Source organism: Holdemania filiformis DSM 12042 (assembly GCF_000157995.1).
GTDB classification, from domain to species: domain Bacteria; phylum Bacillota_I; class Bacilli_A; order Erysipelotrichales; family Erysipelotrichaceae; genus Holdemania; species Holdemania filiformis.
The window spans coordinates 126,342-150,335 of the sequence record NZ_GG657553.1 but is presented as its reverse complement, the minus strand read 5'-3'; the positions used below and the strand labels follow the sequence as shown (position 1 = coordinate 150,335).

General features: G+C 42.8%; 22 protein-coding genes. 20 read left to right on the top strand and 2 right to left on the bottom strand.

Annotation, left to right across the window (positions count from 1 at the left end):
- The first annotated feature begins 6 nt into the window (after positions 1-6).
- The 20 genes from HOLDEFILI_RS03145 to HOLDEFILI_RS03050 all read left to right on the top strand — a co-directional run bounded on the left by HOLDEFILI_RS03145 (position 7) and on the right by HOLDEFILI_RS03050 (position 21,667).
- Complete coding sequence (locus tag HOLDEFILI_RS03145) at positions 7-360, top strand: hypothetical protein (protein WP_006057960.1); 354 nt, start codon at positions 7-9, stop codon at positions 358-360.
- On the top strand, positions 353-1,078 hold the full coding sequence (locus tag HOLDEFILI_RS03140) for a F0F1 ATP synthase subunit A (protein ID WP_006057959.1): 726 nt from the start codon (positions 353-355) through the stop codon (positions 1,076-1,078). The genes HOLDEFILI_RS03145 and HOLDEFILI_RS03140 overlap by 8 nt, the downstream gene beginning before the upstream one ends.
- A gap of 19 nt (positions 1,079-1,097) precedes the next feature.
- Positions 1,098-1,328 (top strand): ATP synthase F0 subunit C, encoded by a 231-nt coding sequence (atpE, locus tag HOLDEFILI_RS03135; protein WP_006057958.1) that lies wholly within the window; start codon positions 1,098-1,100, stop codon positions 1,326-1,328.
- Positions 1,329-1,369: 41 nt separating this feature from the next.
- Positions 1,370-1,894, top strand: a complete 525-nt coding sequence (atpF, locus tag HOLDEFILI_RS03130) for a F0F1 ATP synthase subunit B (RefSeq protein ID WP_006057957.1) — start codon at positions 1,370-1,372, stop codon at positions 1,892-1,894.
- Entirely contained in the window at positions 1,875-2,417 is a 543-nt protein-coding gene (locus HOLDEFILI_RS03125; protein ID WP_006057956.1) for a F0F1 ATP synthase subunit delta, read from the top strand. Before atpF ends, HOLDEFILI_RS03125 begins: the two co-directional genes overlap by 20 nt.
- A 4-nt stretch (positions 2,418-2,421) precedes the next feature.
- On the top strand, positions 2,422-3,942 hold the full coding sequence (gene atpA / locus HOLDEFILI_RS03120; RefSeq protein WP_006057955.1) for a F0F1 ATP synthase subunit alpha: 1,521 nt from the start codon (positions 2,422-2,424) through the stop codon (positions 3,940-3,942).
- 3 nt (positions 3,943-3,945) lie between these two features.
- A complete protein-coding gene (gene atpG, locus HOLDEFILI_RS03115; RefSeq protein WP_006057954.1) occupies positions 3,946-4,788 on the top strand; it encodes an ATP synthase F1 subunit gamma in 843 nt (280 codons plus the stop codon).
- A gap of 14 nt (positions 4,789-4,802) precedes the next feature.
- Positions 4,803-6,206: a F0F1 ATP synthase subunit beta gene (gene atpD / locus HOLDEFILI_RS03110; protein ID WP_006057953.1), complete on the top strand. Its 1,404-nt coding sequence runs from the start codon at positions 4,803-4,805 to the stop codon at positions 6,204-6,206.
- Positions 6,207-6,209: 3 nt separating this feature from the next.
- Positions 6,210-6,602 (top strand): ATP synthase F1 subunit epsilon, encoded by a 393-nt coding sequence (atpC, locus tag HOLDEFILI_RS03105; RefSeq protein ID WP_006057952.1) that lies wholly within the window; start codon positions 6,210-6,212, stop codon positions 6,600-6,602.
- Positions 6,603-6,869: 267 nt separating this feature from the next.
- Positions 6,870-8,150 (top strand): amidohydrolase family protein, encoded by a 1,281-nt coding sequence (locus HOLDEFILI_RS03100; protein WP_006057951.1) that lies wholly within the window; start codon positions 6,870-6,872, stop codon positions 8,148-8,150.
- 262 nt (positions 8,151-8,412) lie between these two features.
- On the top strand, positions 8,413-9,324 hold the full coding sequence (locus HOLDEFILI_RS03095) for an ATP-binding protein (protein ID WP_208854940.1): 912 nt from the start codon (positions 8,413-8,415) through the stop codon (positions 9,322-9,324).
- A gap of 69 nt (positions 9,325-9,393) precedes the next feature.
- Positions 9,394-9,645: an ATP-binding protein gene (locus HOLDEFILI_RS20015; RefSeq protein WP_006057949.1), complete on the top strand. Its 252-nt coding sequence runs from the start codon at positions 9,394-9,396 to the stop codon at positions 9,643-9,645.
- A gap of 686 nt (positions 9,646-10,331) precedes the next feature.
- Positions 10,332-11,387, top strand: coding sequence for a Fic family protein (locus HOLDEFILI_RS03085; protein ID WP_039863797.1), 1,056 nt, complete (start codon positions 10,332-10,334; stop codon positions 11,385-11,387).
- A complete protein-coding gene (locus HOLDEFILI_RS03080) occupies positions 11,387-12,889 on the top strand; it encodes a type I restriction-modification system subunit M (RefSeq protein WP_006057946.1) in 1,503 nt (500 codons plus the stop codon). The genes HOLDEFILI_RS03085 and HOLDEFILI_RS03080 overlap by 1 nt, the downstream gene beginning before the upstream one ends.
- Positions 12,890-12,935: 46 nt before the next feature.
- Positions 12,936-14,015 (top strand): restriction endonuclease subunit S, encoded by a 1,080-nt coding sequence (locus HOLDEFILI_RS18720; protein WP_006057945.1) that lies wholly within the window; start codon positions 12,936-12,938, stop codon positions 14,013-14,015.
- Positions 14,016-14,058: 43 nt separating this feature from the next.
- A complete protein-coding gene (gene xerA, locus HOLDEFILI_RS03070; protein ID WP_039863795.1) occupies positions 14,059-15,054 on the top strand; it encodes a site-specific tyrosine recombinase/integron integrase in 996 nt (331 codons plus the stop codon).
- A 24-nt stretch (positions 15,055-15,078) separates the two neighbouring features.
- Complete coding sequence (locus HOLDEFILI_RS19130; protein ID WP_006057943.1) at positions 15,079-16,107, top strand: restriction endonuclease subunit S; 1,029 nt, start codon at positions 15,079-15,081, stop codon at positions 16,105-16,107.
- Between the two features lie 37 nt (positions 16,108-16,144).
- Positions 16,145-19,441 (top strand): DEAD/DEAH box helicase family protein, encoded by a 3,297-nt coding sequence (locus tag HOLDEFILI_RS03060; RefSeq protein ID WP_006057942.1) that lies wholly within the window; start codon positions 16,145-16,147, stop codon positions 19,439-19,441.
- Between the two features lie 380 nt (positions 19,442-19,821).
- A complete protein-coding gene (locus HOLDEFILI_RS03055; protein WP_006057941.1) occupies positions 19,822-20,175 on the top strand; it encodes a BlaI/MecI/CopY family transcriptional regulator in 354 nt (117 codons plus the stop codon).
- A gap of 10 nt (positions 20,176-20,185) precedes the next feature.
- The gene (locus HOLDEFILI_RS03050) at positions 20,186-21,667 is read left to right on the top strand and encodes a M56 family metallopeptidase (RefSeq protein ID WP_006057940.1); all 1,482 of its coding nucleotides are present in this window, start codon (positions 20,186-20,188) and stop codon (positions 21,665-21,667) included.
- Positions 21,668-21,911: 244 nt separating this feature from the next.
- Here HOLDEFILI_RS03050 and HOLDEFILI_RS19545 read toward each other — a convergent pair whose 3' ends face one another.
- Both HOLDEFILI_RS19545 and HOLDEFILI_RS18195 read right to left on the bottom strand, forming a co-directional pair.
- Entirely contained in the window at positions 21,912-22,910 is a 999-nt protein-coding gene (locus HOLDEFILI_RS19545; RefSeq protein WP_006057939.1) for an Ig-like domain-containing protein, read from the bottom strand.
- Positions 22,911-23,202: 292 nt separating this feature from the next.
- Positions 23,203-23,688: a hypothetical protein gene (locus HOLDEFILI_RS18195; RefSeq protein WP_050766911.1), complete on the bottom strand. Its 486-nt coding sequence runs from the start codon at positions 23,686-23,688 to the stop codon at positions 23,203-23,205.
- Between the last annotated feature and the right edge of the window lie 306 nt (positions 23,689-23,994).

The window sequence follows — 23,994 nt, the reverse complement described above, 5'->3', positions numbered from 1 at the left end:
AAACGTATGCGTAAACAAGCCATTTCAATCGCGCTGGTCTTGTCCGGCCTGGTCGTACTGGCCGGCGTTCTGACCGATTGGCGGATCGCGTCCGGCTATGTCATGGGTGCGGCGATTTCCGCACTGCTGTACTGGCGCACGACGATGTTCTGCGATCAGGTCCTGGATCAGCAGGCAGCGGGGAAAATCGGCCTGATCGGACATTTTTTATTCAGCTATCTTCTGATGGCCCTGCCGCTGTTGATCGCGGCGCTGGTTCCCGAGGTATTCAACATCTTCGCGGCGGCCGGCGGCCTGTTTTTGATGAAGGTTGTTCTGATTCTTGATTCTGTTTTAGAAAGGAGGGAAAAAGATGGGTAAACCGCTGCACCTGACGATCCAATCGGATGTCTTCGTCATTCTGGGCGTCACCATCCTGCTGTGTCTGGCGGTGATCGCGCTGTCGAAGAAAATCGACAAGACCGATCCGCTGGCCAAACCGCACGGGCTGGTCCTGCTGGCGATCATGCTGGTGGAAACGCTTGATAACCAGGTGAAGGACAATGTCGGACCCCGGATCGCTAAAAATCTGTCGCCGTATGTCACGACGATCGCGATTTACATCTTTTTAAGCAATATTCTGGGCCTGTTCGGCTTCTCTTCTCCCACAGGCAATTACAGCGTCACGCTGATGCTGACGATTATCACGTGGGTGCTCGTCCAGATTGCGCAGCTCAAAGCCGGCGGCTTCAAGGCGTATATGCATTCATTTATCGAACCGATTCCGGTCTTTCTGCCGATGAATATCTTCGGTAAATTCTCAACACTGCTGTCGATGTCTTTGCGTCTGTTTGGCAACGTGCTGTGCGGAGGCATTATCATGTCCCTGGTTTACAGCTTTACGTCATGGTGCTCGACCGCTTTAATTAATTTTATTGTTCCTGTCGGATCGGCGTTTAACTTTATCGCTCCGATCCTGACCCCGGCGCTGCATTTCTACTTTGATTTGTTCGCCGGATTTATCCAGACTCTGATCTTCATTACGCTGACGATGGTCTTTATCGGTAATGAAGTTCCGGAAGAAATGAAAAAAGCATAACTATTAGGAGGAAAAAATTATGGATATCGCAAAAGGTTTAATCGCAATCGGCGCCGGTCTGGCTGTTATGACCGGTATGATGACAGGTATTGGTGAAGGTTTCGTCGCCGGCAAGGCCGTTGAGGCGATCGGCCGCAATCCGGAAGCGGAAGGCAAGATTCGTTCGACGATGATCCTGGGTATCGCACTGTCAGAAACCTGCGCCATTTACGGCTTGTTGGTAGCGATCCTGCTGATCTTCGTCTTCTAAACCAGACACGTGTGTGAAAACGATAGAGCAGGAGGGAAGATATGATTGATATTGATGTAATCGGCCAATTGCTTCCCAATCCGATCACGATGCTGACGCAGCTGTGTTCCACGCTGGTGCTGTTTCTGGTCATCAAGAAATTTTTGTGGAAAAGCATCACAGGCATGCTGGACCGGCGCGCCGAAAAGATGCAGGAGGAGCTGACCGCCAGCGAGCAGGCCCGCCAACAGGCGCAGCAGGATCGCGAAAACGCCCGTCAGGAATTGAAGGAAGCGGTAACCCGTTCCCAGACGATGATTGAAAAGGCGACGGTGGAAGCCAAGTCCGTGCGTGAAGAAATTGTGCGCAAAGCAAAAACGGAAGCCGACGATCAAATTATCCGGGCGCGCGGCCAGATTGAGTTGGAGCGCTCGCAGATGCAGAGTGAAATCCACCGGGAAATGGTCGAAGTCGCGATGAGCGCCGCGGAAAAGCTGATCGGAGAAAAGAGCAGCGAAGCCGGCGACCGCCAGGCTGTCGATCAATTTGTAAAGGAAGTAAGCGCGTATGGCCAGTCAGGTCGCTGAACGGTACGGACAGGCGCTGTTTGAGCTGGCGAAGGAAAGCGGGGAACTGGTCCGCTGGGGACAACAGGCCCGCGGCTTAGCGGCCGTCGTGGAAGAAAATCCGCAGCTGCTTGATTTTTTCAATGCGGTCAAGATCAGCGCGGAAGAAAAAAAACAGATGGTGAACACGCTGTTTGCCGGACAAGTTGACAGCATGTTCGTGCATTTCCTCGATTTGCTGATCGACAAGAAACGAACGAAGCATACCGTTGAGATTCTCCGTCAGTTTATCAGCCTGGAAAACGCCGAGCGCGGCGTGGCAGAAGGGGTTGTCTATTCCGCACGTAAATTGGCGAAGGAAGACGTGGCGCGCATCGAACAAGCGATGGCGAAGCGGCAGGGACAGAATCTGGAACTGACCAACCGGGTCGATCCGCGGTTGATTTCCGGCATTAAAGTGGTGATCGGCAATGAAGTCATTGACGGCTCCATGAAATCAAAAATTGAATCACTGAAAAGTGAACTGTTGAAGGAAAGCAGGTGAGAGAATGAGTTTAAGACCTGAAGAAATCAGTGCGCTGATCAAAGAACAGATCAAGCACTATGAAGATAAAATTCAGTCGAACGACGTCGGCTATGTCATTCGTGTCGGCGACGGCATCGCGCTGATTCAGGGATTGGACAAAGCGATGTCCTCCGAGCTGCTGCTGTTCCCGCATGATGTTTACGGCATGGTGCTGAACCTGGAAGAAGACCATGTGGGCGCGGTATTGCTGGGCGACGACACGCTGATTAAAGAGGGCGACGAAGTCAAACGCACCGGCCGGATCGTCGAGGTTCCGGTTGGGGACGGCATGCTGGGACGTGTTGTCAACGCGTTAGGCCAGCCGATTGACGGCAAAGGCCCGATTGCCAGCGACAAGACCCGTCCGGTAGAACGGGTAGCGCCGGGCGTTATGACGCGGAAAAGCGTGCATCAGCCGTTGATGACCGGCTTGAAGATCATCGACTCCATGATTCCGATCGGCAAAGGCCAGCGTGAGCTGATCATCGGCGATCGTCAGACCGGCAAGACGGCGATTGCGGTCGATACGATTCTGAACCAGAAGGGACAGGACGTCTATTGTATTTATGTGGCGATCGGTCAGAAGGCCAGCACCGTCGCGCAGATCATGGAAAAACTCCGTCAGCACGACGCGATGGACTACACGACGATCGTTGCGGCGACGGCCAGCGAAATGGCGCCGCTGCAGTATCTGGCGCCGTATGCCGGCTGTGCGATCGGCGAGGAATGGATGGAACAGGGCAAAGATGTCCTGATCATCTATGACGACCTCTCCAAACACGCGGTCGCTTACCGCACCATGTCGCTGCTGTTAAGAAGACCACCGGGACGTGAAGCGTATCCGGGCGACGTTTTCTATCTGCATTCCCGTTTGTTGGAACGCGCGGCGAAGCTGAATGACGAACTGGGCGGCGGTTCCCTGACGGCGCTACCGATCATCGAAACCCAGGCCGGCGATATTTCGGCGTACATTCCGACCAATGTCATTTCAATTACCGACGGTCAGATTTTCTTGCAGACGGAACTGTTCAACGCCGGCGTGCGGCCGGCCGTCGACAGCGGCTTGTCCGTATCCCGTGTCGGCAGCGCGGCGCAGACCAAAGCGATGAAGCAGGTTTCCGGCTCGCTGAAGCTGGATTTGGCCCAGTATCATGAAATGCTGAGCTTCTCTCAATTCGGTTCCGACCTGGATCCGGTGACCAAAGCGACGATCGATCACGGCGCACGGCTGACTGAGCTGTTAAAGCAGGGCCAGTATTCTCCGCTGACGATGAGTCAGCAGGTCTTGTCGCTGTTTGCCGCGAAGAACGGGTATCTCAAAAATGTACCGGTTGAACAGATCAAGGGCTTCGAGGAAGGCATGCACAAGTTCTTCGCTCAGGATAAAGCCGATCTGATCGCCCGGATTGAAGCGGAAAAGAAGCTCGACGCCGATCTGGAAACCGCGCTGAAACAGGCGATGGACGAATATCTGCAGCAGTTTCAGCTGATCAGTGGGATGTAATCCATGGCGCAGGGAAAGCAAGCGTTAAAGGGACGCATCCGTTCCGTCAGCGCCACCCGGAAAATCACCAGCGCGATGGAACTGATCGCCAACGCCAAGCTGCAGAAGCAGCGCGTGCAGATGGAAAAGAACCGGGAATACGCGGATACGCTGCGCCAGATCGTCAGTCAGATTCTGGCGAACAACCCGGAAAGCGAATGCGTTTATTTAAAGAAAAATCAATCGCCGCGGACGCTGACGTTCATGTTCACCTCGGACATGGGTTTGTGCGGGGCGTACAACGCCAATCTGCTGCGGATGGCCGGCGAAGTTCTGGATCCGCAGGATCCGATGATCGTGATCGGAACCAAAGGCACAAGCACGCTGCGGCAGAAGGGATTTAATCTGATCCGCGAGCCGATCGGCTCCGATCATGTTGATTTTTATGTGTTTAACGATCTGGCGGATGAAGCGCTGAAACTGTACGTCAGCGGTGAGATTGGCAAGATTCAGATTCTCTATTGCCAGTTTGTCAACGCCGTAACGTTTACGCCGCAGCTGCTGACGCTGCTGCCGGTCAGTCCGATGGAACGCGAAGGCCGGGAGTTTAAGGTGGAAACCTTATTTGAACCGGGGCCGGACGCCATTCTGAATTCGTTAATCCCGATGTACGTCCGCTCGTTGTTATACAGCACGCACATGCAGACCAAAACCGCGGAACAAGGTTCCCGGCGGGTGGCGATGGAAAGCGCGACGGATAACGCCGACGAGCTGATCGACAAGCTGACGCTGCAGTACAACCAGGCACGTCAGGCGGCGATCACGCAGGAAATCACAGAAATTGTCGCCGGGGCGGACGCCTCGTAGCGAAAGGAGAATTTATGGCTAAAAATATTGGAAAAATCGTACAGGTCATCGGACCGGTTGTGGATATCCGTTATGCCGCCGGTCAGCTGCCGGCCTTGAACAACGCGATCGTGGTGGAGAAAGGCGAAGGCCAGCGCATCACCGTCGAGGTGGCTCAGCATATTGGCGACGACGTCGTGCGCTGTATCGCGATGGCTTCCACCGATGGTCTGGTCCGGGGCATGGACTGCCTTGATACCGAAGCACCGATCAGCGTGCCGGTAGGCCAGCAGGTGCTGGGCCGGATGTTCAACGTCCTGGGCGATGAGATCGATGGTCTGGGCGAACTGCCGGAACCAAATAAAAAACTGCCGATTCACCGCGCCGCGCCATCCTTTGAGGAACAGCTGACGTCTGCGGAAATTCTGGAAACCGGCATCAAGGTCATCGACCTGCTTTGCCCGTATGCCCGCGGCGGTAAGATCGGTCTGTTCGGCGGCGCCGGCGTTGGTAAAACCGTGCTGATGCAGGAGCTGATCCACAACATTGCCAAGGAACACGGCGGTATGTCCGTTGTGGCCGGGGTCGGCGAGCGGACCCGTGAAGGCAACGATATGTATCACGAAATGAAGGACTCCGGCGTTCTGGACAAGACCGTACTGGTCTATGGTCAGATGAACGAAAGCCCGGGCGCGAGAATGCGCGTGGCGCTGTCCGGTTTAACGATGGCGGAATATTTCCGCGATCAGGAAGGTCAGGACGTCCTGTTGTTTATCGACAATATCTTCCGTTTCACCCAGGCGGGTTCGGAAGTTTCCGCACTGCTGGGCCGGATGCCGTCAGCGGTTGGTTATCAGCCGACGCTGGCGACGGAAATGGGTCAGCTGCAGGAACGCATTACCTCGACCAAGCGCGGTTCGATTACGTCGGTTCAGGCAATCTATGTGCCGGCGGACGATCTGACCGACCCGGCGCCGGCGACGACGTTCTCCCATCTGGACGCCAAGACAGTTCTGGATCGTTCAATTGCAGCCCTGGGCATTTATCCGGCGGTAGATCCGCTGGAATCCAGCTCCCGCATGTTGGATCCGCTGGTTGTCGGCGACGAACATTACGAAGTTGCCCGCGGTGTCCAGCAGCTTCTGCAGCGGTATAAAGAGCTGCAGGATATCATCGCGATCCTGGGAATGGACGAATTGTCGGATGAAGACAAGAAAATCGTCAACCGGGCGCGCCGGGCACGAAACTTCCTGTCGCAGCCGTTTCATGTCGCGGAACAGTTCTCCGGGTATAAGGGAAAATATGTACCGTTGAGTGAAACGGTCCGCAGCTTCAAAGAGCTGTTGGCAGGCAAGTATGACGATCTGCCGGAACAGGCGTTTATGTTTGTCGGCACGATTGAAGAAGCGGCGGAGAAAGCCCGCCAGCTGGGGCAGTAGCGTATGATTCACTGCCGCGTGGTGACGCCGGAAGGACTGGCGAAGGAAATGGATACCACCATCCTGAATGTGGTCAGCACTGTCGGTCAGCTGGGAATTTTATCCCGTCACGTACCGCTGGTCACGCCGCTGGCCATCTCCCGCATGATTACGGAAGAAAGCGACGGCCGCAAGGAATACGCGGTCGCCGGCGGTCTGTTATATTTTGAAAACGATCTGGCGACGATCCTGACTGACGCGATTGAGTCCAAAGAGGAAATCGATCTGCGCCGGGCCGAGGAAGCGAAGCAACGCGCCGAAGCGCGGCTGGATGATCCGAATATGGACATGCGCCGGGCGGAGGTGGCTTTGAAAAAAGCGATCAACCGGATCTCAGTGAAAAACGATCTTAAATAATCAAAGAAAACGACGATCTGATCTGAAAAGGAAAGGTCGTCGTTTTTCATGTTTTCACTGATCTTTTAATCAAGCTTGACAAAAAGAAGATGAAAGGGATTGAATTCCGGGTAAAGGAAGAAAGAAAAATAGGCAGGAACCGTTGACGAATTGATTTGTTTTCATGAGTTTCAGAAAAGGATCGGCAGTTATTGCCCCATTCTTCCGCAAAGCGGTTTCAATCTGAAAAAGAAACTCTTATAATGATAAGAAAGGGAAGGGTGACTTATGAAAACAGTTTATATCCATGGAATCCTGTTAGATGGTTCCGAGAACATGGAACCGCAGACAGGGATGGCCGTGATTACCGAAGGGGAAAAGATTATTGCGATCGAGCCGCAGCAGTCCGCTTATGAAGGCGCGCAGGTCGTCGATCTGAAAGGGCAGTACATCATGCCGGGGCTGATCAATCTGCACGTTCATCTGCCGGCCAACGGCAAGCCGAAGAAGAAGCAGAGTGATCCGAAGAAACTGGTCAAGCTGATGACAAGCAACAATTTCCTGCGCAAAATTATGTTGAAGATGTGCGAAGGGTATGCAAAGACACAGCTGATGAGCGGCGTGACGACGATCCGCACGGTCGGCGGCGTTGAGGATGTTGATACGAAAATCCGCGACGCGGTGCTGGCGGGCAAAATCGACGGACCGCGGATTTTGGCGGGAAATATGGCGATTTCTGTACCAGGCGGCCACATGGCCGGATCGCTGGCGTATGAGGCGACCTCTCCGGAACAGGCGCGGTCTTTTGTTCGTCAGATCGCCAAGGACAAGCCGGATCTGATCAAGCTGATGATCACCGGCGGCGTGCTGGACGCGAAGGTCAAAGGGGAGCCGGGAGAATTGAAAATGTCGCCGGAAATCGTGAAGGCGGCCTGTGAAGAAGCCCATGCCCTGGGTCTGCAGGTAGCGGCGCATGTGGAAAGTCCGCAGGGCGTACAGGTCGCGTTGGAAAACGGCGTCGATACGATCGAGCATGGCGCGATGCCGAGCGCGGAGATTATCCAGCTGTTCAAAGACCGCAAGGCCTGCCAGGTGGCAACACTGTCGCCCGCTTTGCCTTATGCGTTATTTGACCGGGCTGTCAGTCATGTTTCAGAAATGGAACAGTACAACGGCAAGGTCGTTTTTGACGGCATTGTCGAATGCGCGAAGGAATGTCTGGCCAACGGCATTCCGGTCGGCCTGGGCACGGATACGGGATGTCCGTACATCACGCATTACGATATGTGGCGGGAAGTCAACTACTTCCATAAGTTCTGCGGTGTTTCCAATGCGTTCGCGCTGTATACCGCGACCAAGCGCAACGCTGAGCTGGTAGGAATCGGTGATCAGACAGGTTCTATCGAGGTCGGCAAGTGTGCAGATTTCATCGTAACGGAGAAGAATCCGTTGGAAGATTTAACAGCGCTGCGGAAGGTCAGCTTGGTGGTTGCCCGCGGCAAGCGCTATGCGGATCCGCAGGTCAAGAAAATGCCGGAGGTCGAACAGGCTCTGGATCAGTTTATTTAGACATAAGGATATAAAGACAACGATCGCCGGACTGCAGAGATACAGTTCGGTGTTCTGTTTATAAAGCTTAAAGAGGGAAGAATAAGCATTCAATTTGATCATTTAGGGATTTAATTATATCAAATTTAAAAAAATGATAAAATTGAATGGGGTTATTCCAGATATCATAATAGAAATCAATCCACCCATAGGAGTAATAATAGAATTATCGATTATAAAAATTGAATTCATGCTACGATGAGAACGTATAGTGGAGGACATCATGATAGAAAGAAAGACATACTTAGAACAGCTTTCAGCCTGGAAAGATGAAAAAGTCATCAAGGTGATCACCGGTATTCGTCGTTGCGGAAAATCGACACTATTAAAGCAAATGCAGGAACGCTTGATAAAAGAAGGAGTAACAGAAGATCAAATTGTTTCGATCAATTTTGAAGATTTAGAGAACGAAGCCTTATTAGATTATAAAGCTCTATATGCATCTATTCAAAAACGGCTTTGTTTAAATAGAATGACCTATATCTTTCTTGATGAAATTCAAAGAGTAGAAGCTTTTGAAAAAGTCGTCGACAGTCTCTTTTTAAAGGAAAATGTGGATATTTATATAACAGTTTCCGATACTTATTTACTTTCTGGTGATTTAGTTACTTTATTGTCAGGCCGCTATATTGAAATTACGTTGTTGCCTTTATCCTTCAAGGAAGTTGTTGAAGCGCAAAAACCAGAGAATCTCGATCAGGCATTTTTGAACTATATGCGTAACGGCGGCTTTCCTTATCTTGCCACAGTGAACAAGATATCCGAAAAAGCTCCGGATTATCTGGAAGGAATTCTGAATACAGTCGTTGTAAAAGATATTGAAGAACGACAGAATCGAAGAAATAACGACGGGAATCAGCGAAAAACAACAGATGCCGCGTTATTGCTTACAATCGCTCGTTATTTGGCGAGTGTCGTTGGCAGTCCGGTATCCGCTAAAAAGGTAACAGATACGCTGATTTCCAGCAGCAGAAAAATTTCGTCGAATACCGTGAGCGATTACATGGAAGCTTTGTCAGAAGCGTTTATTTTTTACAAAGCAGATCGTTTTGACGTCGTAGGAAAACAATTACTGAAGGTTAATGCGAAATGGTATCTTGTGGATTTAGGACTTCGGACTGTGATGCTGCCGTGAAAGAATTATGATCTCGGTTTTTCGATTGAAAATATCGTGTATTTAGAACTTCTACGAAGAAGATATCGCGTGTATATCGGTAAACTGGGAAATACAGAAATTGACTTTGTAGCTCAAAAACAGGATATAATCACTTATATTCAGGTAGCAGTGAACATGACGGCGGAAGAGACGTTTAATCGTGAAATGAGGCCTCTGCAAAATATTCAGGATAATTATGAGAAAATTGTTCTTACTTTGGATCGTTTTACACCCGGAAATTACAATGGAATTAAAGTTGTGAATGTTATTGACTGGCTGCTTGAAGAATCGAATACATAGGGGCGATATGTTCTTTGGTATTACGTTGCTGCGCTCAGAATACGCTTTAAAAAATTATGTAGATCTGTTAAGCTCTGAGGACTGGTTAAAGATTTTAGTAAGTAAGCTTTAAGAATAGCCAAGGAAGGTGAGCGGAATAATGAATTATGCAATTGTAGAGGAAATTGATGAATCTTCTTATTTTGTTTTGCCCTGCCATCGTAAAAGGTAAGAAAAAGATATGCTATGATAATATAGTACTGAACCCGGTCAAAAAAAAATCTTTTATAGACTATATGTGTGATGATCAAGATCCTGATTATGGTAATAATGATCCATCAGCAATAAAACTACATATGAGGTGGTCATTGATTTTTATGACGGTTTGGAAAAAGACTGCGTAAAATGGTGAAAAAAACCGAAAACCAATCTCATATCTATTATGAGACCTTAATTAAGTAAAGTTATGGCATGATTAAACGCAACGATGTCCTAATCTAATAATTCAAGTTCACTTTTTTAGCAATTCAATTTTATCATTTTAGATTTTAATTATATCAAAATTTTAAAAATGATAAAATTGAATTGCTTTTTGATAATATTGAATCTATAATGAAACTGTCGGAAAGCATAAATTCTAAATTCGTTTAAATAGGAGTTCTGTTTTTCTGGACTTATTGATGTTTCTCTGCAGAAAGGAGACGGATATGAAAAAATTTGAATATAGCGAGTTATCGAAAAGTTTATTGACACCTCAAATTGTTTCCTTATTGACAACTATTCATGAATATAAAGGGGAACAAAATCTGTTTATTGAATCCAATGCAGATAAATTAAGCGATCTTGTTGAAATTGCAAAGATTCAAAGTGTAGACGCGTCGAATAAGATTGAAGGTATTTATACATCTGATGAGCGATTAAAGAAAATTGTTATGGATAAAACGATGCCTAAGACCAGAAATGAGAAAGAAATAGCGGGTTATCGGGACATATTAAATATGATTCACGAAAACTATGATTACATTCCGATTCGATCAAATTACTTTTTACAGCTGCATGGAGGGATGTATAAGTTTACAGGTTTAAGCATTGGTGGAAAATATAAGAATGTCGATAATATCATCGCTGAAATGGATTCTCAAGGGAATAGTAAAATCAGATTTCGCCCTGTCGAATCATGGAGAACGCCTGAAGCCATTGATGAATTATGTGATGCATACAATCAAGCCTTGAAAGACAATGTTGATCCACTTCTTTTGATGCCTATGTTTATTTTGGATTTCCTTTGCATTCATCCGTTTAATGATGGTAACGGAAGAATGAGCCGATTACTAACATTATTACTTTTGTATAAATCAGGCTATATTGTCGGCAAATATATCAGCATTGAAAAGCTAATTGAAACTACAAAAGAAAGTTATTATGAAGCTTTGCAGCAAAGTTCGCTAGGCTGGCATGAAAATAATAATGATTATGCACCCTTTGTTGAATATTATCTAGGTGCCATTGTCGCCGCATATCGCGATTTTTCTTCACGAGTCCAAATTCTGATTGAATCTGGATTTTCTAAACCTGAAAGGGTACGAGCAATTATCAAACGAAATGTGGGCAAGATTACAAAAGCGGAGATTATGAAACAATGTCCGGACATCAGTCAGATTACGATTCAAAGAGCTTTAATTGAATTAGTTGAAAAAGGAGAAATCATTAAGATTAGCGGAGGAAGATATACTTCCTATATTTGGAACGAGGAGAAAGAATAATGATTACAGGTGAATTAAAAAATAAGATTGATAGTTTATGGGATATCTTTGCGGCAGGTGGCTTAACCAATCCGTTAGAAGTCATTGAGCAAATAACGTATCTAATGTTCATTCGTGATTTAGATGATGTAGATAATAAAAATGCAAAAGAAAATGCGATATTGGGTTTACCTTTCAAAAGTATTTTCTCAGACCAAGTTCAAATTGGTGAAAGGTCAATTAATGGGAATCAACTTAAATGGTCAGTTTTTCATGATTTTCCTGCTGGCAAGATGTATGAGATTATGCAAGATTGGGTTTTTCCTTTTATTAAGAATCTACATGCTGATAAGAACAGTGCGTATTCAAAATACATGGATGATGCGATATTTAAATTACCGACTCCTTTAGTTTTATCTAAGGTCATTGATTCACTGGATGATATTTATGATTCTATGAGCAAATCTGAAAAAAAAGATATCCGAGGAGATGTATACGAATATCTTTTGTCGAAGATTGCGACAGCAGGTAGAAATGGTCAGTTCAGAACACCAAGACATATTATTGAAATGATGGTCAAATTAGTAAATCCGAAACCAGAAGATACGATTTGTGATCCTGCCTGTGGAACCGCAGGATTTCTAGTTGAAGCCAGTACTTATCTTATCGACACTTATAAAAATGATATTTTAATGAATAAGCAAAATCGAGATCACTACATGAATCATATGTTTCATGGTTTTGATATGGATCGAACGATGCTTCGAATTGGAGCCATGAACATGATGACACATGGGGTAGAATCTCCTTTCATTGAGTATCGGGACAGTCTTTCGGATCAAAATTTGGATCAGGATAAATACTCGTTAGTTTTAGCCAATCCTCCGTTTAAAGGCACATTAGATGCGGAATCCGTATCATCCGATCTGTTAAAAGTCGCTAAAACAAAAAAGACTGAGTTGTTATTCTTGGCTTTATTTATAAGAATGTTAAAGATTGGCGGTCGTTGCGCTTGTATTGTTCCGGACGGAGTTTTGTTTGGATCAAGCAACGCTCATGTGCAAATCAGAAAAGCGCTTATTGAGGAAAATCGACTGGAAGCTGTCATTTCCATGCCGTCTGGCGTATTTAAGCCATATGCCGGAGTTTCTACAGGAATCCTCATTTTCACGAAGACAGGTCACGGTGGAACAGATAAAGTCTGGTTCTATGATATGAAAGCTGACGGCTTTTCATTGGATGATAAACGTTCAATAGTCAAAGAAAACGATATTCCAGATATCATTAATAGATTTAAAAACCTTGATAAAGAAATTGATAGAAAACGTACAGATCAAAGCTTCTTTGTCAATAAAGAAGAAATTGTGAATAACAACTATGATCTTTCTATTAACAAATATAAAGAAGTCGTGTATGAAAAAGTGGAGTATGCGCCAACTCATGAAATACTTGTGGATATTGTGGCATTAAACAAAGAAATAGATAAGAATTTAGAAGAATTAAAGGCTTTACTGGAGGAATAGAAAGGAGGAAAATCTGAATGATAAATTCGGATTTGTGGGGATAAATATGCTGAAAACGTTCAAGGATATTTTGATTATTAAGAATGGTAAGAATCAAAAAAGTGTCGAGAATCCAGAGGGTCAATATCCTATCTATGGAAGTGGTGGGATCATTGGGTTTGCTAATAATTATTTATGCGAAGGCAATACTGTTGTTATTGGCAGAAAAGGAAGCATCAATAACCCAATATTTGTAGATAAACCATTTTGGAATGTCGATACTGCGTTTGGATTAGTTACGGATAGATCTAAAATGATCCCTAAATATTTGTATTATTTCTGTTTGCATTTTGATTTTAATAGGCTCAACAAAGCTGTAACATTACCGAGCCTTACAAAATCAGATCTATTGAAGATTGAAATAGATGTTCCTGATTTAGTTGTTCAGTTTAAAGTAGTAGATAAACTTCAAAAAGTCGAGTTGATTATTAACTTGAAAAAACAACAGCTTCAGAAGTTTGATGATTTAATTAGAGCCCGATTTGTCGAGATGTTTGGGGACATAAAATCAAATTCTAAGAAATGGGAGCAAGTATACTTGAAAGACATTTCATATTTAATTAGTGGAGGTACACCGTCAAGAGCTAAACCGGAATATTTTGAAGGAGAAATCCCATGGATTTCTACAGTTGCGTTAGGTAAGACTGAAATAGGATTCGAAGATGCAATCGAATATATAACAAAAGATGCAATAGAAAATAGCGCAACTAAATTAATACCTGCGAATTCACTATTGTTTGGAATACGAGTTGGAGTTGGTAAAGTGTCCAAAAATGTTGTTCCAATGTGTACAAATCAAGATATTGTTTCAATTACAAATATTGATGATAATTTCAATTTAGTGTTTTTAAAATATCTTTTAGATGAGTATTTAGATTTTTTCAATGGTCAGAAACGTGGTGCTACAATTCAAGGTATTAAATCTGAGACATTAAAAAATATCTTAGTTCCTAAAGTAAATTTAAAATTACAAAATGATTTTGAACAATTTGTTAATCAGGTCGATAAATCAAAATTAGCGGTGCAGCAGTCACTGGATAAAACACAAGAATTATTTGATAGTTTAATGCAAAAATATTTTGGATAGTTGAGTAATGGTTGGAGTGAGGTTGGTAATGGAGGTTATTAGTATGAAAGAAACCATTATCAAAGAAATTGAACAATCTTTACTTAAACATTTAAATAACGCTCAAATGCAGATGCTTGATATTGTTTTAACTCGATGCTTTGAAAAAGTGGAAATTAAAGCTTTGGAGGATTCTGTTAGTGAGATTTGCAAATATTCCAATGAAGAATTAATCTCTAAATTCATATCTGCTAAAGAAATAGAAGGTTGTAGTAAAAGAACTACAAAGTATTATGAATCTACTTTGATTAAAATGAATGAAAAAATCAATATGAGTATAACATATATGACTACTGATGATTTGCGCACATATTTGACAGATTATCAGAAAATGAATAATTGTTCTAAGGCAAGTGTGGATAACATTAGACGGAATTTAAGTAGTTTCTTTTCTTGGCTAGAAGAGGAGAATTATATCTTAAAGAGTCCGATGAAGAGAATTCATAAGATTAAGACAGATAAAGTAATTAAAGAAACATATTCTGATGAGACGTTAGAATTGCTAAGAGATAGTTGTACAAGTTTAAGAGATCTAGCGATCATTGATCTGCTATCTTCAACAGGAATGCGTGTTGGAGAGCTGGTAAAATTGAATATTAATGATATTGATTTTGAAAATAGAGAATGTGTAGTTTTTGGTAAAGGCAATAAAGAAAGACCGGTATATTTTGATGCGAGAACAAAAATTCATTTGAAAAATTATTTAAATACGAGAAATGATGATAATCCTGCATTATTTGTTTCTTTAGATTTACCACATGATAGATTAAAAATAAGCGGGGTGGAGATCAGATTAAGGCAACTTGGAAGAAGATTAGGAATTTCGAAAGTTCATCCGCATAAATTTCGAAGAACTGTAGCTACAAAAGCGATTGATAAAGGAATGCCAATAGAACAGGTGCAAAGTTTATTAGGGCATTCTCAAATAGACACGACGATGCATTACGCAATGGTCAATCAGAATAATGTCAAAGAATCACACAGAAGGTATATTAGTTAGCAAATTCGGATTTGTGGGGATAAAGTGTTTAATAAGTTTAAGTTAGGTGATATATGTGAAATCGTATCGGGAACCACACCAAACACTAGTTGCTCTAAATATTGGAACGGTGATATCAATTGGATTACTCCAGCAGAGTTGTCTGACGATACAATTATAATCAATGAAAGTGTAAGAAAGATTACTCGGCAAGCGGTCATAGACACGGGATTAAAATCATTTCCACCTGGTACAGTAATACTATCATCACGTGCACCAATAGGGAAGGTTGCCATTGCCGGGAGAGAAATGTATTGTAATCAGGGGTTTAAAAATTTAATTTGTTCAGAGCGAATAAATAATATCTATCTCTATTGGTTTCTTAAAAGAAATACGCAATATCTGAATTCACTAGGAAGAGGAGCAACATTTAAAGAAATATCAAAATCTATAGTTAGTGATATACAAATAAGTTTACCCTTAATAGAAGAGCAAATTAAACGCGCAGAAAATCTCAGAAAATGTTGGAATGTTATAATTTTACGTAAGCGAGAACTGTGTAAACTTGATGATTTGATCAAAGCCCGATTTGTCGAGATGTTTGGAAACCCTATTACCAATAATAAGAATTTCGTTGTTAAAAAAGTTATTGAGGTTGTAAAACTTCAAAGAGGTCATGATTTACCGATACAAAACAGGATTCAGAATAGTACGATTCCCGTTTGGGGTTCAAATGGAATTGTTGGATATCATAATGAAGCAAAAAGTAATAGTGGAATAATAACTGGAAGGTCAGGAACTCTCGGCAAAGTTTACTATTATGCCCATCCTTTTTGGCCATTAAATACGACACTTTACTCTATTAATACTTATAATAACAATATTATATATCTTAAATACTTATTAGAATTTTATGAACTACAACGATTTGCTTCTGGTACTGGCGTACCAACGCTAAATCGGAATGAATTTCATAATGAAATGATTATTGATGTTCCTCTTGATCTTCAAAATGAGTTTGCCGATTTCGTTAAACAAGTCGATAAATCAAAATATGTCGCTCCATATAAGTGAATGTAAGTGTATAATTAGGTTAGAACGGAGGAAATTTATGACTAACTTCGATTATTTGAAAGACGAAAAAGATTTTGATAGCTTTGTAGATATTGCGGTTGTCGCAGAAAAAACATTCAATATCGATGTTAGCTCATGTATTTTTAACTGCCGACGAGCGATGGAAGCGGCAATTAAATGGATGTATTCTGTTGATCGGGAATTGAAAGTTCCCTATCAGGATAATTTACATAGTTTGATGAATACTGATGCTTTTAGGGATATCGTGGGTACTGATTTGTGGAATCGTTTAGAATTCATTCGCAGATATGGTAATAAAGTAGCCCATACCACAGATAAGAAAAGTGAAAACATAGCTAAAATATGTTTGCGTAACCTTTTCTATTTTCTTGACTTTATTGCTTATTGCTATGGCGAAAATTATGAACAGAGAGACTATGATGAAACCTTATTAGAGACTCAAAAGATAAGTGAACCCGATAATAAAGTACAAGATATTGAATTGCAGACTCTGATTGAAGAAAATAAAGCTTTAAAAGCTGAATTAAGTGAGCGCAGAATTCAACAACAGGATACCTATGTTGCCAGACCGTTAGATTTATCTGAGTTCAAAACAAGGAAGCTATATATTGATGCCATGTTAATTGATGCTGGATGGACAGAAGGCAAGGATTGGCTGAATGAAGTAGAGTTAACAGAAATGCCAAATAAATCGAATGTTGGTTATGCTGATTATGTTTTATTTGATGATGCGCATAAACCATTAGCGATTATTGAAGCGAAAAAAACATGTGTTGATGTTTCTCAAGGAAGGCAGCAAGCCTCTTTATATGCTGATTTAATAGAAAAACAATATCATGTAAGACCCGTCATTTTTCTGACAAATGGTTTTGATACCCGAATTATAGATAATCAATATCCGGAAAGAAAAGTTTCATCTATTTATTCTAAGCGAGATTTGGAAAAACATTTCAACTTGCAGAAAATGAAATCGCATTTGAAGTATATTGATATCAATAAGGAGATTGCTGGGCGTTATTACCAGGAAAATGCGATTAAAGCAGTTTGCGAAGCTTTCGATGCCAGAAATAGAAGAAAAGCACTACTGGTCATGGCAACCGGTTCAGGTAAGACAAGAGTTGTTATCGGACTTGTCGATGTATTATTAAAAAACGGATGGGTAAAAAACATTCTGTTTTTAGCAGACCGTAATTCTTTAGTTATTCAAGCAAAAAGAAGTTTTGTTAATTTGCTTCCAGAATTGTCAGCGACGAATCTGGTTGAGGAGAAAGATAATTATAACGCACATGCGGTTTTTTCTACCTATCAAACGATGATGGGCTGTATCGATTCAATTAAAGAAGAGGGCAAAAAACTTTTCACCTGCGGACATTTTGATTTAATCATATGCGATGAAGCTCATAGATCCATCTATAATAAATATAAGGATATATTCACGTATTTTGATGCACCGTTAGTGGGCTTGACCGCAACGCCAAAAGATGAAATTGATAAAAACACGTATGGAATTTTTGAACTTGAAAACCATGTTCCGACTTTTGGATATGAATTAGCTCAAGCTGTAAAAGATGGGTATTTAGTCGATTATTTATCAGTAGAAACAGATTTAAAATTTATTGTTGATGGAATTAGCTGGGATCAATTGAGCGACGAAGAAAAAGAAGAATACGAAAATACCTTTGCGGATGAGAATGGAAATTTTCCAGAAAGGATTAGTCCTGAAGCGTTAAATGAGTGGGTGTTTAATGAGGATACTATAAAGAAAGTTTTGAGAACTCTATTTCACTATGGAATTAAAATTGATTATGGCCAGAAAATAGGAAAAACAATAATATTTGCTAAAAATCACAATCATGCGGAAAAAATATACGAAATTTTTAATAAAGAATATCCACAGTTAAAGGGATATGCAAAAGTAATTGACAATTATATCAATTATGCACAAACTGCGATTGATGAGTTTTCGGATGCTAATAAGCTTCCTCAGATAGCGATATCCGTAGATATGTTGGACACGGGGATTGACGTGCCTGAAGTAGTGAATCTTGTTTTCTTCAAAAAGGTAATGAGCAAGGCTAAATTCTGGCAAATGATTGGACGTGGAACCCGTTTATGTCCTGAATTGCTGGATGGGGAAGATAAAAAAGAATTTTATATTTTCGATTTTTGTGGTAATTTTGAATTTTTCAGAATGAATAAAGGGAAAGCCTCTGCGAATATAACCGCTATTCAAGGAGCGATCTTTAACTTGAAATTTGAAATTGTGTGGAAGCTTCAAGCTATGGCTTATCAGACAGAGGAATTAAAAGCGTGGAGAAGTACTTTAGTTGATGAATTGGTGGTAAAGGTAAAAGAATTGGATCGTTCCAAATTTGATGTGCGCCAACATCTTAAATATGTTGATTTATACTCGAATCCAGATAATTATGTAACTTTGACTTCTGAAGATTGTTCAATGGTTAAAAATGAGCTTACACCGCTGATTCAACCTGATGAAGATGAGATCAGCGCAGTGCGATTTGATGCTTTAATGTATCAGATCGAGTTAGCGTATCTAATGAATAATCGGTATATGAAAGGATATAGAGATTTAACTAATAAGGTTAAAGGAATTTCCAACGTAGCCAACATTCCGGAAATTCAGGTTCATTCAGACTTAATCAACAAAATCCTGCATACAGATTATTTGGAAGATAGCGGGATTAACGAATTCGAGGAAATCAGAGAAAAGCTTAGAAGTCTTATGAAATATTTGCCAAAAGGCAAGACGAGTAAATATGACACTAATTTTGAAGATGATATTCTATCCATAGAATGGAATGAGTCAGAACTTAATCAAACTAACTTGGAAAATTATAAAGCGAAGATTGAATATTATATTAAGCAGCATCAACAAGATAATCCAGCCATCATAAAACTCAAGTCCAATGAACCTCTAAATTCCAAAGATTTAAAAGATTTAGAATATATTCTTTGGATTGAATTGGGAACTCAACAGGACTATTATTCAGAGTTCGGAGATAAACCATTAGGTGAATTTGTCAGAGAAATTGTAGGCTTGGATATGAATGCCGCGAAAGGGGCGTTTGCGGAATATCTGGATGATGCGGAGCTGAATAGTAATCAGATTTATTTTGTCAATCAGATTATTGAATATATTGTAAGAAACGGTATGCTAAAGGATCCAGAAGTGCTTAAACATACACCGTTTACAGATAAAGGTACGATCCTTGAATTGTTTGGTAATGATTTAAACATGTTAAATGGAATTCAGAATGTTATTAAAAGAATCAATTCTAATGCTTTATCCTGAGATGCAGGTTCTAGGTCTAAGTAAGAATGAGTTATATCATTAAAGCTGGGATAAAATGCTGCCCAGCTTTTGAATTATTTGGGTTTTTTGATTTTCAGAGTAATTGATCTTATTAGATAATTGTTATTCTGCTGTACTAAGATTCTGATATCGGAATAAATTTATAAAATTTTGATAAGTGATACCGGAATAGGAATATTGTTTTTCAATTTACTTTAAGCTATTAACTATGCATAAAATGAAGTGCAGAAATTTTTTTGAAATTAAGATGATTACAATAAAACAGATCAGACTACTCAAATCGTCTTGACATCACGGGACTATTGTAGTAGTCTTTAATTGACAAAAAGACTATCGGAGTAGTCTGAAAGGAGGACAGGATGAAATTATTCGATTCTGAATTGAAAATCATGGACGTCTTATGGCGGAAAGGCAAAACACCGGCGAAGGAAATTGCCGATGAGCTGGGTCAGAGCATCGGCTGGAATAAGAATACGACGTATACCGTGATCAAAAAATGTGTGGATAAGGGCGCGGTTTTACGAACGGAACCCAACTTTCAATGTGAGGCGTTAGTCCGCCGGGAAGAGGTTCAGAAAGAGGAAACCGCGGAACTGATCAATAAAATGTTCGGTGGAAGCGACGAGCTGTTCTTTTCTTCTTTCTTAAAGAATAAGGGACTCAGCGATGAAAAAGCCGACGAACTTCTGAAGCTGATCGAAAAGATGAAATGAGGAAAAAATCATGTGGATTATTAAAATGAATATGCCGCTGATGCTGATGAGTCTGGTCGGGGGCGGAATGATCGTCATCGTGGTGCTGCTCAAAAAAATATTCGGACGGTTTCTGCCGAAACGTTTGTTTCCGCTTTTATGGATCTGCGTCCTGATTCGTCTGCTTCTTCCCTTCTCATTATCGACGCCGTTCAATCTGACTTCACTGCCTGACTGGAAGCTGCCGGTATTCTTTGAACGGTTTGCGGAAAGCGCAGATGTGATTGTACAAGCCGGGACCGCCAGTCAGCCTGCGGAAACAAATGTAACCGAGGACCGGCAAATTGCTTATACAACGACTAACGAAGTCACGCAGTCAGCGCTTCCGGCATTGCAATGGAATTGGGCGACAATTCGCATGGCCGGAACACTGCTTTTGGGAGGATTTTTATTCTGGCGCTATACCCAGACACGCCGCAAATTTGACGATAGTATTTTGATCGAAGACGATGAACGGGTCAGCTCCATTCTGGAAGAACGAAATGTGCGGGCGGAAGTATATCTCAACGATCAGATTCAAGGTCCGCTGGTTTCCGGCGTGCTGCGTCCGCTGATTTTCCTGCCCGCGAGTCTGGATTTCCGGGATCCGGAACTGCTGCGAAACATCCTGCTTCACGAATGCGCGCATATCCGCCGCCGGGATAACCTGATGAAGCTGGCCGCATTGCTTGCGCTCTGTATTCACTGGTTTAATCCGCTGGTCTGGCTGATGATCAATTGGATCAGCCGGGATCTTGAGGAAGCGTGCGACGAAACAGTGCTGACGATCCTGGATATCCAGCAGCGTCAGAGCTATGCCCGGGCGCTGATCCAGATGTCGCGCAAACGTCTGAAATTTGCCTGGAACTACTGTGCGTTCAGCCGCAATGAAGTGGAACGCCGGGTACGTAGCATCGCCGCCTATAAACCGCTGAAGAAAATCATGACGGCCGGTTGTCTGGGCTTGCTGGTCTGCTTTACCATGATTACCGCGGCGGCAGCCCAAACGCCGTTTTCCCCAGACCTGTCGTCGATGTGCTCCAGCGCGGACTCCCGCTTTATGCTGGAAGCGGAACTGACGCGGGATCTCAATCTGCCATCGACGCAGGAAATCCGCAGCCGTGCCGATCAAGCCTTGATCCAGGTTTTGCGGGAGAATCCGCAGGATGGACTGAACGATTTGAGAGAAAAAGCCGCGACCGCGCTGGCAGCCGAATTTCATGCCGAGCCGCGGGCCTTCCATATCGATGTTTATCTTAACTTAAGCGAGGAGAAACTGAATCAGGAATATCGGGAACATGAGCTGATCTATGACCACGAACGCTACACTTACCAGGGAAAAAAGGTCAGAGTGATGGAAGACAAAATGGCCGGGCGATACTCAATGCAGAGCGATGGTCAGGTCGATGTTTATATCGAACGTGATGACCGCGGCGAGATCGTTAAAGTGAAAACCTATATCGTTAAAGATTAAACTGTTTCTTATTTAGTTTGGGCAGTTTGCGATAGGAAAGAAGAAGTTCTTATTGGGACTTTGACACTAACTGATTTTAAGGAAATGATAAGCTAAAAGAAAACCAGAATGCGGATTGATGCGTACAATGACAAGGAAACAGGATCCGGATCATTGTTTTAGAGCAACAAGCGTTCTGGTTTTTATAATTGATTTTTGAAAGGTTAATCTCAGAGTCTGCCGGCATAAGTCCATGAGTTTAGTTTTAAGGTTTGCATGTCTTACATGGAATATAGCCCATGTTGATCACTTCTTCCCGATCTCCGTGATAATCCCAACGATTACTGCTTTTGATGGTTTTGACGTGGCGGCAGCTTGGATAGTGAAATTTCATTGTATTTGTATTGAGAACATAATCAGCACCCTCACTTTGATATCCTTGTTGACTTGAGGATTCCGATTCCATGACAATTTGTTTTTCACTGACGGCAACGGTAATATAATCTTCCAATCCGTCGCCTTCAACATGAATTTTAGTTGTTCCTGCGGCGACGCCGTTAACATAGCCTTGAGAATCTACCGTTGCGATTTCTTCATTATCAGAATAATAGTTTAAGTGGGAAGGGATATTCCGACCGCTTGAACCATACTGAACATAGGTGCTGATCGTATCTCCGGTTTTGATTTGCCAGGCGTTGCTATAATAAGAAGTATTTGCGTACAATAAGAGAGTTTGAGGAGACAGCGTAGGTTCCGGTGTAGGCGCGGGTGTTGGCGTTGGGGTAGAACTGGGCGTCGGTGAAGGCGTTGAAGAAGGAACTGAACTCGTAACGGGCGAAACCGATGGAGTTGGAGAAATCTCTTCCGTTTCCTGTTTCTGTTCCTTTTCCTCTTTTTGTGATTCATTGAGATCTTTGTCCGCATGGGCGGCAGGTTCCTGATTTGCCTCAACTGTAGCGACAGGGGTGGCCGCGGCGGCTGAAGCCGGTTTATCTGCGGAAGGAACATTTGAAAATAAGATCCCTGAACAGAACAAAAGAAGTAAAAGAACGGCGGTCAGATAGGGCTTGATTCCGTATTTTTTCTTTAATGTTATAATGGATTTGATCGGGGCAATGAACAAAGCGGCGAGGATAAGCAGGATAGTAGAAAATAAGCCCCCTCCGGCAATGAAATTGGCCAGTGCGATAAAGAGGATGAGAGCAGCGAGGATTCCGGAAAAATAACGTAACAGGACAAGACCCGGCGAGGACTTCTTTTTCATGAAAATGGACTCCTTTCATAAAGGACTGGAATATATGTTTATTATATCATTAACCGTTAGTTACTTTAAAAAAATTGATAAAACAGAACGATTGAGTCATCCTTTTATAAAATAGACAAGGACTATATTCAATGTCGGAATCAAGGCTTAGAAAGAGTAATGATGAAAGAATTTCAAAAATAATAAGCAAGCAGAAAAGTATAAAAAACAGGCACTTAATAAGCTTGAAAACGAAAAGCTCGTAATCAATCGTTAGGCCCGTTTTTTCATTTTTAAATTATTATTATTCCTTTTATCGGTAAAGCAGGATCGAAGGAAACAGGAACAAATACGGCGCCGTCAAAATTGCCAGAATTAACGCTGCTTTGCGCTTCTCCTTGAGCGGCCAGTCCAGCCTGCGAAAGCTTACTTTGAAATTGAAAAGATAAATCAGCCCTCCTGCTGCCGCTACCATCAAGGCGACAAGCAGAAATCCGGCAAAGCTGGAAAATGGATTAAACATCATCGCATAAGCCAGCGGATTGTCTAAAACGGTGGAGAGGATGAACAACAAGACACCGCCGAGGAAATCCGCCAGATAACCGAAGGCAAAGACCCAGAGAAAACTCTTTTTCCAGGTTGTAACGAAAGGTCTGTGATTCATTTTGCAGCCCAGCGCCAACACCAGCGAATCAATCGCGGCGTTTCCAAGGAATGTGATCAGGAAAAGCCAGGTGGAAGGAATAAACAAAAAGAACCAGAGGGGAAACAGGATATTATAGAAGCGATCTTTTTTCATAAGCTCTCCTTTACTCGTGCAGGCCATCGCGCCGGCTCTAAATTTTTTGTATCGTCGCATGGGCAGCTGGGTGAAGATTCTGAGTATCTCTATTATATAAGGAAAGCCAGGGAGAAGGGCGGGAACCAGGGAAACGTAAGAAATTTGTAATGAGCGGAAAAGGCACTCTTACCCTTTTATGCCGTCAGAGAAAGCAAAGCTGGAAAGTATCGTTTGACAGTCCGCCTGTCAATCCAGTATGATGAACGAAACAAGACTGTTCGCTGCCGCTTCTGAAAATGGATTTCGTTAACTGAAAACGAGAAA

Excerpts from the sequence above, each read along its gene's own strand:
- HOLDEFILI_RS03055 (WP_006057941.1), top strand. The coding sequence starts at position 19,822 with ATGAAATTATTCGATTCTGAATTGAAAATCATGGACGTCTTATGGCGG.
- atpG (WP_006057954.1), top strand. The coding sequence starts at position 3,946 with ATGGCGCAGGGAAAGCAAGCGTTAAAGGGACGCATCCGTTCCGTCAGC.
- HOLDEFILI_RS03095 (WP_208854940.1), top strand. The coding sequence starts at position 8,413 with ATGATAGAAAGAAAGACATACTTAGAACAGCTTTCAGCCTGGAAAGAT.
- atpA (WP_006057955.1), top strand. The coding sequence starts at position 2,422 with ATGAGTTTAAGACCTGAAGAAATCAGTGCGCTGATCAAAGAACAGATC.
- HOLDEFILI_RS03100 (WP_006057951.1), top strand. The coding sequence starts at position 6,870 with ATGAAAACAGTTTATATCCATGGAATCCTGTTAGATGGTTCCGAGAAC.
- HOLDEFILI_RS19545 (WP_006057939.1), bottom strand. The coding sequence starts at position 22,910 with ATGAAAAAGAAGTCCTCGCCGGGTCTTGTCCTGTTACGTTATTTTTCC.
- atpC (WP_006057952.1), top strand. The coding sequence starts at position 6,210 with ATGATTCACTGCCGCGTGGTGACGCCGGAAGGACTGGCGAAGGAAATG.
- HOLDEFILI_RS18195 (WP_050766911.1), bottom strand. The coding sequence starts at position 23,688 with ATGAAAAAAGATCGCTTCTATAATATCCTGTTTCCCCTCTGGTTCTTT.
- HOLDEFILI_RS03125 (WP_006057956.1), top strand. The coding sequence starts at position 1,875 with ATGGCCAGTCAGGTCGCTGAACGGTACGGACAGGCGCTGTTTGAGCTG.
- atpE (WP_006057958.1), top strand. The coding sequence starts at position 1,098 with ATGGATATCGCAAAAGGTTTAATCGCAATCGGCGCCGGTCTGGCTGTT.
- HOLDEFILI_RS03060 (WP_006057942.1), top strand. The coding sequence starts at position 16,145 with ATGACTAACTTCGATTATTTGAAAGACGAAAAAGATTTTGATAGCTTT.
- HOLDEFILI_RS03050 (WP_006057940.1), top strand. The coding sequence starts at position 20,186 with ATGTGGATTATTAAAATGAATATGCCGCTGATGCTGATGAGTCTGGTC.
- HOLDEFILI_RS18720 (WP_006057945.1), top strand. The coding sequence starts at position 12,936 with ATGCTGAAAACGTTCAAGGATATTTTGATTATTAAGAATGGTAAGAAT.
- atpD (WP_006057953.1), top strand. The coding sequence starts at position 4,803 with ATGGCTAAAAATATTGGAAAAATCGTACAGGTCATCGGACCGGTTGTG.
- xerA (WP_039863795.1), top strand. The coding sequence starts at position 14,059 with ATGAAAGAAACCATTATCAAAGAAATTGAACAATCTTTACTTAAACAT.
- HOLDEFILI_RS03085 (WP_039863797.1), top strand. The coding sequence starts at position 10,332 with ATGAAAAAATTTGAATATAGCGAGTTATCGAAAAGTTTATTGACACCT.
- atpF (WP_006057957.1), top strand. The coding sequence starts at position 1,370 with ATGATTGATATTGATGTAATCGGCCAATTGCTTCCCAATCCGATCACG.
- HOLDEFILI_RS03145 (WP_006057960.1), top strand. The coding sequence starts at position 7 with ATGCGTAAACAAGCCATTTCAATCGCGCTGGTCTTGTCCGGCCTGGTC.
- HOLDEFILI_RS03080 (WP_006057946.1), top strand. The coding sequence starts at position 11,387 with ATGATTACAGGTGAATTAAAAAATAAGATTGATAGTTTATGGGATATC.
- HOLDEFILI_RS03140 (WP_006057959.1), top strand. The coding sequence starts at position 353 with ATGGGTAAACCGCTGCACCTGACGATCCAATCGGATGTCTTCGTCATT.